10 protein-coding genes and 2 pseudogenes are annotated in these 9,229 nt (G+C 49.6%); 1 reads left to right on the top strand and 11 read right to left on the bottom strand.

All coding sequences use genetic code 11. From position 1 onward, the window contains the following. Positions 1-77 precede the first annotated feature (77 nt). The 9 genes from ACI2I2_RS24275 to ACI2I2_RS24235 form a co-directional block, all read right to left on the bottom strand. Positions 78-398, bottom strand: a complete 321-nt coding sequence (locus tag ACI2I2_RS24275) for a hypothetical protein (RefSeq protein WP_404660237.1) — start codon at positions 396-398, stop codon at positions 78-80. A gap of 44 nt (positions 399-442) precedes the next feature. Further along, positions 443-871: an antirestriction protein gene (locus tag ACI2I2_RS24270; protein ID WP_404660236.1), complete on the bottom strand. Its 429-nt coding sequence runs from the start codon at positions 869-871 to the stop codon at positions 443-445. A 352-nt stretch (positions 872-1,223) separates the two neighbouring features. Further along, entirely contained in the window at positions 1,224-2,006 is a 783-nt protein-coding gene (locus tag ACI2I2_RS24265; protein ID WP_404660235.1) for a hypothetical protein, read from the bottom strand. A gap of 310 nt (positions 2,007-2,316) precedes the next feature. Next, positions 2,317-2,787 (bottom strand): hypothetical protein, encoded by a 471-nt coding sequence (locus ACI2I2_RS24260; RefSeq protein ID WP_404660234.1) that lies wholly within the window; start codon positions 2,785-2,787, stop codon positions 2,317-2,319. Between the two features lie 434 nt (positions 2,788-3,221). Continuing rightward, entirely contained in the window at positions 3,222-3,350 is a 129-nt protein-coding gene (locus ACI2I2_RS24255) for a hypothetical protein (RefSeq protein WP_404660233.1), read from the bottom strand. Positions 3,351-3,397: 47 nt separating this feature from the next. Further along, positions 3,398-4,327, bottom strand: a complete 930-nt coding sequence (locus ACI2I2_RS24250; RefSeq protein WP_404660232.1) for a DUF1281 domain-containing protein — start codon at positions 4,325-4,327, stop codon at positions 3,398-3,400. Positions 4,328-4,662: 335 nt separating this feature from the next. Beyond that, the gene (locus tag ACI2I2_RS24245; RefSeq protein WP_404660231.1) at positions 4,663-4,920 is read right to left on the bottom strand and encodes a hypothetical protein; all 258 of its coding nucleotides are present in this window, start codon (positions 4,918-4,920) and stop codon (positions 4,663-4,665) included. Positions 4,921-5,100: 180 nt separating this feature from the next. Further along, positions 5,101-6,072, bottom strand: coding sequence for a ParB family protein (locus tag ACI2I2_RS24240; RefSeq protein ID WP_404660230.1), 972 nt, complete (start codon positions 6,070-6,072; stop codon positions 5,101-5,103). Continuing rightward, positions 6,072-7,277, bottom strand: a complete 1,206-nt coding sequence (locus ACI2I2_RS24235; protein ID WP_404660229.1) for an AAA family ATPase — start codon at positions 7,275-7,277, stop codon at positions 6,072-6,074. Before ACI2I2_RS24235 ends, ACI2I2_RS24240 begins: the two co-directional genes overlap by 1 nt. A gap of 514 nt (positions 7,278-7,791) precedes the next feature. Between ACI2I2_RS24235 and repE the strand changes: the two genes are divergently transcribed. Further along, on the top strand, positions 7,792-8,541 hold the full coding sequence (gene repE, locus ACI2I2_RS24230; protein ID WP_404660228.1) for a replication initiation protein RepE: 750 nt from the start codon (positions 7,792-7,794) through the stop codon (positions 8,539-8,541). Positions 8,542-8,701: 160 nt separating this feature from the next. Here repE and ACI2I2_RS24225 read toward each other — a convergent pair. Together ACI2I2_RS24225 and ACI2I2_RS24220 are read right to left on the bottom strand one after the other, a co-directional pair. Further along, a pseudogene (locus ACI2I2_RS24225) lies at positions 8,702-8,968 on the bottom strand (transposase); the annotation flags it as partial. After that, positions 8,955-9,229: pseudogene (locus ACI2I2_RS24220) on the bottom strand (hypothetical protein); the annotation flags it as partial. The pseudogenes ACI2I2_RS24220 and ACI2I2_RS24225, both read right to left, overlap by 14 nt.

Below are 9,229 nucleotides of genomic sequence, written 5' to 3'. Positions count from 1 at the left end.
GATATTTCATGGCGATAATGTCCGCTATAAATGATGGACATTATTTTCCCTGAACCGGAGGAATGGCGACAGACGGTCTAAATGAGCCGCTTACGTCCGGCCAGTTGCATCACCATCTGAAGCGATGCCGCCGGAATGGTCACTGTCCGGCTTTCCCGACGCTCCTCAATAAGCTCTTCCACCACTCTTTCAATGACGGGAACATCTGCGCCACTCTCAAATTCACCACTCAGCCTTTCATGAACGATCCGCAGGTCGTCATCATTCAGCTCCCAGTCACTGATCGCCGCGCGAATATCCTCCAGACTCCAGCAGGCAAAGACAAAACGTTCCTGCGGATTTTTACCGCGAGTCAGCATATGAACCGCAATTTCAGCCGCCGTTGCAAACATCATCATTCTCCTGTTTCACAGGCGGCGTTGCCGCCTGTGGTCTGTGTGTATCAGTCAAGCGCACGCCAGACAGTCGCGCTCTGTGGATGGGAATCAACAAACGCCATCAGTTGTTCATAGCGTCGGCAGAAGTGGTGACACAGTGCTTCCTGGTCGTTATGGCTGTGGTGCCAGCTCCGGTGGTTCAGCACCAGCGCCGTGAGAATAATCCCTGCCACCTCGCCACTGACCGACTGTTCAAACCCGTTATCCGCATTGCGGAACGTCAGAATTTCCGTATCCGGTGCCATATACCCGCCTCCTTCCGGCAGACGGTAAAACTGCCAGTATCCGCCCTGATATTCCGGGCAGTAGCGTCCGGCGTAGGCGTAAACGGTCGCTTCGGACAACATAAAATCACGGCTGAACAGGTCAGGCAGAAAGCCCGGACGCTCAGCATCAGAAAGACAAAGCACATCAGGATGGTGTTCGGACATCATTCCTCCAGGGTCACAGAATTCACAGTTCCGGCATTCGCCGTGCCGACACGACAGCCCGGCGAAAAGTGGAGGGCGCAGGTGCGGCCACGGAAGCCGCAGCGCAAGCACTTTCACGGGCTGAATGCACCGTGAAAGTGTGCGAACGGGTGAGTAGCCGGCGTAGCGAACACTTGCGACCGCAACGGCCGGGCTACAGTGAAGGCACGGCGTATGCCGTCACGACGCAGATGTCACAGAGGGGGTTTTCATTCACCCGGACATCAGCCGGAGGGTGATGTCCGCATAATGCGGAAGGCACTGACATCCTTTTTGCGCAAAGGAAAGGCTGCCGGAACGCCGGCAGCGGGGTGATTCAGTGTGTTTTCACAAAGGTGCTGAACGCCTGCGTCAGCGCGTTGATGGTCTGACGGGCTTCTTCCGTAGCCTCTGTCAGCCAGTGACGATCAAACCACGCTCGTACCGGCTGGCCGGGCAGACGTAACGCGTCACCTGCCCATGCCGTTCCCATCGTGTTGCCTGATGTGGTACTGACCACTGAAATGGCCAGCGGACGATAGCAGGCTCCTTTGTCGAGTATCAGTGCGATGAGCTCATTCCTGAATTCAGCGTCATCATCGCCACAGTAAACGTCTTCCGTTTCTTCGACACGGACGACAAAGTTAGCTGTGTTACGCTGAAAAACCACGGGTTCAGAAGAGGGCAACATCGCCTCCTGAAGCAGATAGCCATCACACGCCATCTGCCGGCACAGCGCTTCAACGTCGCTGCGGATAAGAGATTCTATCTCACCGGCAACGTCATTATCGGGAGCACAATCTCCGTCCCGCCAGACGTAACGGATACATCCCGCGTGTGCGTAGCGGTGGCCGAACGCATTACGTTCGAGGTAAAGCACGGTATCACTCGCCTCAATACGGCGAACCAGCCGCCGGCACTCAGCCTTCCGCAATTCACCACGGGAAACCTGCTGTTCCAGTATCCGGCTCAAATCCTCGCAGGTGAGGTGACCATAAAACGCCGCGCCATCACCCTGTGAATAGCTGAGGCGGAACGCAATCTCCATGTCGCGCGGCCAGCCATACCCGGTCAGCAGATTCCGGCAATGGTGTTCAGTCAGGGTGCAGAGTTTGTCCATATAAGAGTCCTCAACAGAATGCGACGCCGGTTGCGCCGTGCCGCTACGACAGTCCGGCGAAAAGCGACGGGCGCAGGGGCGACACCGGAAGCCGCAGCGCACAGTTTTTGCGGGCTGAATGCACCGCAAAAAATGGCGAACGGGTGAGGATGTCGGCGACAGCGTACCCTTGCGACAGCCGCAGCCGGGCTACCGTTAAGGCACGGCGCAGGCCGCCACGCTGGTTTTCAGTGAAGGAGTCAGCCGCAGCCCGGAGGGCGAAGGCTGAAAAGGGCGGAAGGCACTGACCGCCTTATCCGCCCGTACGCTGTCAGTCTCCGTCTTTAATAAATTCAATACAGCTTTTCAGGTAGTCCCAGTTATAGCCATAGTTACAGTCATGGTGCTTTTCTGCGATTTGCATGGCCTGATGGATCTCATCCTCCTGGAGAGTGTCATCGAGGGACAGAAAGTCATCCGCCAGCCAGAACACACCCACGCACAGCTCTGCCGGGGAATACGTCTGCAGTCGCTGTATCAGCGCGCCCACCGTCACATCCCCCCACACGCCGGTTGCAGGGGAAAAGACAGAATCCGCAATATCATTCCAGCACCAGTCCTCGTTATCAGGGACATCCCGTTCTGCGTGCTCAACCACAACGCCCGGAATACAGGCCAGGCGCTCCAGCAAATCTCCGGCATACATTTTTTCACCGCTGCCGTCCTCACTCGTCAGATAGTGGCCATTGATGTACAGCGCAAACTCACCATTATCGAGGTCAATACAGGTGACTTTAAACATTCTCTTTCTCCGTTCAGTGCGGCGTCCGTCACGCCGTGCCGCAACGACAGCCCGGCGAAAAGAGGAGGGCGCAGGTGCGGGCACGCAAGCCGCAGCGCAAACCCGTTCACGGGCTGAATGCACCGTGAACGGGTGCGAACGGGTGAGTAGCCGGCGAAGCGAACACTTGCGACCGCATCGGCCGGGCTACCGTTAAGGCACGGCGCTGACCGTTACCGGCCCTCCTGAGTCACGTTTTTGCCCTACAGCCAGGGGACATCAAACCTGTCCACGATAACCATGCCGCCATCAGTGGCCTGCGCCTGCCAGGTATCGATAAAACGGAGTCGGGACAAAAACGCCCGTTCACTGTCATCGGGCTGCCGGATTTCACGGCATTCAATTCCGCCCTGCGGATAACGCCAGACCCCCTCTCCTGCGTCAGTGAGAGCCGGTCACCAGTGCCCTGTCATATGTTGCACGGCAGCCTCAGCCTGCGGGAGGTCTCCGGCATTCATCAGCATGACACAGGGCAGCCGTTCGCCCTGCCAGCAAAAAGCGAGCACAACCAGAAAGGTCTTCATTGTCTTCCTTACTGGCCGCCGAAGCGGCCAGATGTTGCAGGTCAGGGTCAGCCACCGAAATGGGCCACGTTAGTCAGGATCCAGTCCGGGCCACAGATGGTACTCCAGCCCTCCTCAGTTTCTTCCTCTTCGTACTCCAGGCTGCTGTCTCCCTGAGACAGACATTCCCCCTCCAGATATTCGCGGAAACCACAATAATCGCCGCCGGCTTCACTGTAGTAATGGCTGAGCTGGCAGTCGTAGCGTTCTGAGAGCAGGGCGACAACACGTTCATCGGGCGGTGACCACGGCGTATCAAAATCCACCGTCAGACTCTCTTCTGACTCCCATGCAATATCGACGGTTAACCCGGTGGGCCATTTGATGCCATAACGCTGCCAGGTATAAAAGGCATAGCCACCGTCAACACCGCCCAGCAAACCACCATTAAAGCCATTCACTTCCACATCAAGACAGGTCGGAAGCAGCTGTCGCATATCAAAACCTGTGCGGGAAGGTACATTGTTTTGCAGGCGAGCCCAGAACTCCGCATCCGGCTGACAGGCACTAATAAGAGATCCACCCCAGTCATGGTATTTTTGGGCGATAACCGGACGAACCGCCGTTTTCCGGCTTTCGGGGAATGCATCCCACGTTATCTGGCCGAGACTGGCACGGGTATACAGCTCCCCGATGAGTGAACAGGTTTCTTCATCCAGTTCAGCACATTCTGCAAGCAATGACAGCCACTGTGTGAACGCGCTGTTTTGTACGTTATCGTCTCCGGGACCGGCAGAAACCAGTGCCGGAAACGGCGCATATTCAACATCGATAACGGGTTTCAGTACACCGGCAATGCCGGCGATGAAGAAACTCACACTCTGCTGTATGGCCAGTTCGGGCCACGGAGGTGTGTCGCCCTTCAGCAGGGCGCGAACACGGGTAATATGTTCCGGTTTACCGGTAATGTAAAAACGATTGGCGCACCAGTTTGGCATGATAAATTTCCTCAGTTCAGGGTGACGTGACGGCCTGTGCCGTGCCGGCACGACAACCCGGCAAAAAGAGGAGACTGCAGGTGCGCCCGCGGAAGCCGCAGCGTAAAGTCTTTTACGGGCTGAATGCACCGTAAAAGAGTGCGAACGGGTGAGCAGGCGACGGAGTGGACACTTGCAGACGGAACGGCCGGGCTACAGTGATGGCACGGCACCAGGAAAACTGAGGCGTGTAAAAGGCATTAACGCAGGCAGACTGGCTGAGGGCAGGGCGAAAAAAAGCCGGACCTGTCTGGTCCGGCGTCCGGGTTCAGTAATACAGCGCAAGGCGCCGTATTTCATTTATCTGTTTTTTTATCATCGGTTGCCAGCATCAACCCCAGACACATCAGTGCCGCATAGGCCAGTTGGAGAACAATGGTCAGTGCCAGTGGAACATGGTCAAAGACCAGCAGGGGAACAATCATCGGAATGCTGGCCAGCAGCATTCCTCTTCCTGTTTTTTTGACCCAAACGGGCCATTCCTGCTCAGGTACATTTTTCTTCTTAAGAACGTGGATAATGATGTTTTCCGCAGCAAGCCTTATGCTCAACATCACTCTTACCTCATTATGGATTTAGTCAAAAGCTGGTAACCCAACTGATGAAACAACATAAAAGCAGCTGTTTTATAGAATTGGCTATGTGTGCAACATTAGGCGATTTCACCATGAAATCTTCATAAAAAATCAATGTATAACAGTAGATTACAGGCGAAATCGCTATGGCGAAAAAAATTAACCAAGATGACGTTTCAGAACCTGGTTGATTGCTTCATCAATGTCTTCTAAAAGCTTACTTGGAAGCCTGTTGAATTCATAACTTAGTGTACGGCCTTTAATCTTCTTCCTAGCAAATTTGTCCTTATCACCAAAAATCCAAAGCGGTGATACAACCGCTTTATCCTTTGCTGGAGCAGAGATTAAAGCCAAGGATGCTTTAGCTACCACCTTCAAATAATTTGCCTTTTGTAGGTCAACTGGCAGATTTGAATCAGCACTGGAGGCGTCTAAACTTGCCGAAACATGATCAATCAACTGTTCGACTTTGAACCCTTTTGCTGAAAGAGATTCACTGATACCTAACAATAACTTATAGTCAGAAAATGACAGCTCAGATTGTACTGGAAATAAAGATACCAACTCTTGAGGGACAGCAGCAGCTTGCATAGCTCGAGTTACTTTCGCTTGAGAAATGTTTTCACGCTCTGCGATCTCTTTTTGGTTCAAACCTGCATCTTTAAGTGCTAAAAGCCGTAATCCGATTTCTCGGAGATTATGCTCCTTTGCTGTTTGAATATCTTTTGCGAGCTGTCTGGCCTCTTCCGCAGTTAACTGATCATTTGTAACCATAACATCGAGCGGGCGATGAACGAACAGTGCCGATGCTCTGCGGCGAGAACCATCAAGAATCTCAATAGAACCCTCAGCTTCAATACCAATACAGGGAAAGAATTGCTGGTTTCGGAAGGTGTTGATGATTTCCTTCAAAGATTCTTTCGTGAGAGCGGCCTGATCTCTACCGTTAATATCCTGATTTACAAATGTTCTATGCTGTACTTCCGCAGCAGAAATAGTTTTGTGGATGAACCGTACCTTTCGCCCAGTTTTTAATGTAAAAATTTGGCTATGTTCATTCTGTTTAATGTTTTCTTCAACTATTTGAGAATTTAGCTGACGACCAATAGTTTTTCTAACTTGATTACTCATCAGGCAACTCCATTTGTGCGAATAAACTCAATGCGATCGAACACTGCTTTAGCAAAATCTTCAGCAGCTGCTTTTGCACTTTTTAACGCTTCGGTGCTGCCGTCGTATGTTGCTGGATTCGCAGATATTACGGTATCAAACGTTTCACCACATCGTTCAAAACCATCAAGCCTTGGCAGTACTATATCAAGCATATCAGCACCGAAAACCTCTTTTGCCTGACTATGACAAATTTTATGATCTGATTTATTCAGAATTTTTGACATGAATCCAATATTACCTATCAGGCTACATTGGTGACCATCAGACTCAATAGCGTCGATTAATGCAGGTAAGCTCGAAACAAATTTTAAGGATGAATGAAAGTCTACAGTTGCAGGGGGAAGAGGGGTTAACATTAGATCAGCAGCCCCAATACAATTCTTCAAAAATGCGTCAAGATGAGGACCACAATCGATAAAGATGAAATCGTAATCTTTCTTGAGCTTGTCTATGATGTTTTCTTTCAGAACAGCATGAATATTTTGCCCAGGTAAATGCTCTTCACATAATCCTTTCCACCCTTCAGCCAAGAAAGCATCATCTATAGAAGCGGGGATGACATCTACGCCAGGTACAATTGAAGGAGTGATGAAATCAGATCTCAGAACTTCCCGTGAAACATTCTGGAGCATTGCTTGTGCTGCTGTTGTTTCAACCAGGCCTACCGAGTTTTCATGGCTTAAGAACATAGTGAGAGAGGCCTGAGGATCAAAGTCTATTGCCAAGATGCGTAAATCTTCGTACAGCAAATGTGGATGTGCGCGTAATGCATGAGCAAGTGAAGCTGTTGATACAGTCTTTGAACCACCGCCTTTTAGGTTAGAAACAAATATTACAAACGCTTCTCTGAAACGATCGCGATATTTAGGAACGGCTCTATGAAAGTAGAGATCGATGACGTTTTGTATTGTCATCGCGTACTTCATCGTATTGCCGGAAGGCTTCTTTTTGAAGACATATCCGGTTGATTCCATCTCAGCAACTGCATACTCAACGCTTCCTTTGCTGAGTTTTGGAAGTTTATACAAGGATGCTTTACTGTACTCATGATAGAACTCATTAAGCTGTAACTCTTTCTTTTGCTGACTAATGCTATCGCTTAGAGAAGTGAGAAGTCTGCTTGCTCTGGCGGCAACTTTTCGCAACTGTTCTATGTTTTCCATTAATCACCTCATGATGTTTTTCATCATTTTGTCTGAAAAACATCATAATGCAAGTAGAATCGCATAATGTGTGATTAACTTCAGATACTAATGTTCCTGTTTGAAATTTATGCAGTGCTCGCCGCAGTAAGCGAACGAGCAAAGCGAGTAAGCGGCGAGGAAGCGCAATTTCCACTGAACAAAAATGAATCCACGTACGCGCCAATCTAAGAGTATTTGAATAAACTTATCCACATATACAGCGGTATTATTAAAGATCTTTTTTATAGATCATTTTTATTTGTTTTTAGGGATCTCTCTAGGCCTTGTGCTGCAAGCCCTGGAGGCACATAAATGTGACAATTCGCCCTGATAATGTGACTAATTGCCCTCAAAAAGGCATTTAAGCTGTGACATTTTGCCCTTAACCCTGTGACAAATCACCCTCATTACAGAATGATATCCACTGAGATGTTGACAGTCAGAGATAACAGTGACAATCTTTGTATGTGTCACACTTAGGCAAAGGGATGGTATGTCTGATATTCCACTTATAAATACGACAAAACGTAAAGCTAGCCCGCGAATAGTTCAATCTAATGAACTTACTGAGGCTGCCTACAGCCTTACCCGTGACCAAAAGCGAATGTTGTACTTATTTGTGGAACAAATCCGTGGACAAGACGGAGTATTGAATGAGCATGATGGCATCTGTGATATACAAGTAGCACACTACGCAAAAACATTTGGCCTTACTTCTGCTGAGGCTAGCAAAGACATCCGCACTGCGTTGAAGAATTTTGCAGGTAAAGAAGTTGTTTTCTTCAAACCTGATGAAGATGCCAACGGCGAGCAGGGATATGAATCTTTCCCATGGTTCATTAAACGTGCTTATAGCCCATCCCGCGGTACTTATAGCGTTCATATAAATCCGTATATAATACCATTTTTCGTTGGTTTACAGAATCGCTTCACTCAGTTCCGGTTGGGCGAAACTAAAGAAATAACTAGTCCCTATGCCATGCGTCTGTATGAGTCTCTTTGTCAGTATCGCAAACCTGATGGGTCGGGGGTTTTGTCACTGACTGTTGAGTGGATAATGGATCGTTATCAACTTCCTCAGAGCTACAGCCGTATGCCTGACTTTAGAAGACGCTTTCTCCAGCCTGTAGTTGATGAGATTAACAGTCGCACGCCCATGCAGGTATCTTACACAGAGAAGAAGAAAGGTCGGCAAACTACCCATATCGTTTTCAACTATATTGACGACCAGCGCCCTTTGTAACACCTTTGGCTATATTGTTTGGTGCCGTATTCTCGTTGTTTTGAGAAATAGCCAAGCGATGTGATCTGCCCCCAGTATTTGATACAACTTTAAGTTAGTAATGTCGGTTGATTGACCCTGACCCCGAATATGCTCCAGTCATAATCAGGAATAACGGGCTTCATGTTGATTGCATATTCTGGCAACCGGCAGACTTTTCAGCAAATTCTGACGGGGTCATCCAGCCCAGCGCAGAATGAGGGCGTCTCTGGTTATAGTGTATGCGCCTGGCTTCGATTTTGCACCGTGCATCCTCCAGAGAAATAAACCAGTTTTCGATCAGGCACTCCTGCCGCAACCTGCCGTTTAAAGACTCCACTGTGGCATGATCTGTGGGTGTTCCCGGTCGTGAGAAGTCTATGCGAATCCCTCGCTCATATACCCATCGTCCAGAAATATTCCTGCAAATTCATTGCCTTATAAGTTTTTAGTAACAGCAGTAAGGGGCGCGTGAGCGCGATGCTGTCCAGCATTTCTGCCACTTCTGTTGAACGCAGGTACTGGCCCACGCAAATACCCAGGCATTCGCGAGTATACAGGTCGACAACTGTTAGGGTAATCCCCCCATTTTTAACGGAGGCAATAAGTAGAATCAGGTCATGCGTTGAATATGCTGCATCGGCGTGTAGCCATTTAACGCCATATTCGG

It is taken from the genome of Scandinavium sp. NPDC088450 (assembly GCF_044900545.1).
Taxonomy (GTDB): Bacteria; Pseudomonadota; Gammaproteobacteria; order Enterobacterales; family Enterobacteriaceae; genus Scandinavium.
The sequence above is the reverse complement of the archived record's forward strand: the minus strand, read 5'-3'. Positions and strand labels throughout refer to the sequence as shown.

Bases quoted from the DNA above. Each gene is read 5' to 3' on its own strand.
- ACI2I2_RS24275 (WP_404660237.1), bottom strand. From the start codon at position 398: ATGATGATGTTTGCAACGGCGGCTGAAATTGCGGTTCATATGCTGACT.
- ACI2I2_RS24260 (WP_404660234.1), bottom strand. From the start codon at position 2,787: ATGTTTAAAGTCACCTGTATTGACCTCGATAATGGTGAGTTTGCGCTG.
- ACI2I2_RS24270 (WP_404660236.1), bottom strand. From the start codon at position 871: ATGATGTCCGAACACCATCCTGATGTGCTTTGTCTTTCTGATGCTGAG.
- ACI2I2_RS24240 (WP_404660230.1), bottom strand. From the start codon at position 6,072: ATGAGTAATCAAGTTAGAAAAACTATTGGTCGTCAGCTAAATTCTCAA.
- ACI2I2_RS24245 (WP_404660231.1), bottom strand. From the start codon at position 4,920: ATGTTGAGCATAAGGCTTGCTGCGGAAAACATCATTATCCACGTTCTT.
- ACI2I2_RS24235 (WP_404660229.1), bottom strand. From the start codon at position 7,277: ATGGAAAACATAGAACAGTTGCGAAAAGTTGCCGCCAGAGCAAGCAGA.
- ACI2I2_RS24250 (WP_404660232.1), bottom strand. From the start codon at position 4,327: ATGCCAAACTGGTGCGCCAATCGTTTTTACATTACCGGTAAACCGGAA.
- repE (WP_404660228.1), top strand. From the start codon at position 7,792: ATGTCTGATATTCCACTTATAAATACGACAAAACGTAAAGCTAGCCCG.
- ACI2I2_RS24265 (WP_404660235.1), bottom strand. From the start codon at position 2,006: ATGGACAAACTCTGCACCCTGACTGAACACCATTGCCGGAATCTGCTG.
- ACI2I2_RS24255 (WP_404660233.1), bottom strand. From the start codon at position 3,350: ATGAAGACCTTTCTGGTTGTGCTCGCTTTTTGCTGGCAGGGCGAACGG.